Origin of the sequence: Actinomadura sp. NPDC048955, from assembly GCF_040649435.1 — a bacterium.
Classification (GTDB): domain Bacteria; phylum Actinomycetota; class Actinomycetes; order Streptosporangiales; family Streptosporangiaceae; genus Spirillospora; species Spirillospora luteofluorescens.
The window spans coordinates 1-1192 of the sequence record NZ_JBEZJI010000205.1 but is presented as its reverse complement, the minus strand read 5'-3'; the positions used below and the strand labels follow the sequence as shown (position 1 = coordinate 1192).

The following is a 1192-nucleotide window of genomic DNA, read 5'->3' as shown; positions in this document are numbered from 1 at the left end:
TAATTCCCACTAATTGGGGTCAGTCTATGAATTCAACGAAAGTGTTTTTATATAATTCCCACTAATTGGGGTCAGTCTAAGCTAGAGGATTTATTTCCCCTAGCTTTTTAATTAATCATAATAATGGTATCTACAAGAAACAATTTGTATTGATGCATCATTAATTTTATAAACTAATCTATGTTCATGGTTTATTCTTCTACTAAAGTACCCTTTTAAATTACCTCTTAAAGCCTCAGGCTTTCCTTCACCTTCGAGTAATCCATCTCTTTCAATACTTTTAATCAAGCTATTAATTTTCTTTAATAGTTTCTTATCTTGGGTTTGCCAATGTTTATAATCATCAAAAGCAACAGGTGAGAATAATATGTTTAGCCTTTTACTCATAAGAATCTATATCTACTTCTATAATATTTCCACGTTCTAAATCATCTATTGATTTAGCTAAATGTCTAGCATTAGATGGTGATTGCTGTAAGTACAATGTTTCCATAATTGCATTATAATCATTTTCAGAAAGCAATACAGCATTATGATTATTAGTAGTAATAGTTACGGAATCTGAATCATTATTTACTTTATCTATTAAGTTTCTAAAATCTTTTCTAGCATTTGAATAAGTAACTACTGTCATAATTATGACCTCCTTTATGTTTGATTTAATTGTACAACTTATTGTACGAATAGTAAAGAGAACTATCCTTTACTATAAACTGTCTCAAGTTGTAATAGTCGCTATTAGTGTAATCAATAAAATAGTATCTTGAATATTAGACAATCGACTAAATACATTATCTCTATAGCCAAACATTGGATAATTAGCTTTGATATCAATTTTATTTTTATTAGCTAACTCTTTGTTTTATATTAGTATTACTTTTAATTAATACTCTGCGTGATAGTAAAGTAATACTGTTTACACTACGTACACCTTCTTTTCTTGTAATGATTAATCCAAAATCCTCTTAACTCTCTTTGTCTCTCAGTAGATGTATTTCAACTAGAATATAAGCTCTTTTTACATATTCTAATAACGTATTATATAAAGTTTTATACTTCACACAGTTTACTGAATTATAAACACCTTTAAATTCTTCTTAATACTTTTTTAATTTTATGTTCCGTAATATTCATAAATATCTTTTTCATACTGTCATTAGTTAGTTTAGCGTCATCTAAAATTAATTTTCTT

The 1192-nt window shown here is 26.9% G+C and carries 2 protein-coding genes; both read right to left on the bottom strand.

Going from position 1 to position 1192, the window contains the following annotated elements:
• Positions 1-111 precede the first annotated feature (111 nt).
• Positions 112-387, bottom strand: a complete 276-nt coding sequence (locus AB0C84_RS46280; RefSeq protein ID WP_162154203.1) for a Txe/YoeB family addiction module toxin — start codon at positions 385-387, stop codon at positions 112-114.
• Complete coding sequence (locus AB0C84_RS46275) at positions 380-634, bottom strand: type II toxin-antitoxin system Phd/YefM family antitoxin (protein WP_162154204.1); 255 nt, start codon at positions 632-634, stop codon at positions 380-382. The genes AB0C84_RS46280 and AB0C84_RS46275 overlap by 8 nt, the downstream gene beginning before the upstream one ends.
• Between the last annotated feature and the right edge of the window lie 558 nt (positions 635-1192).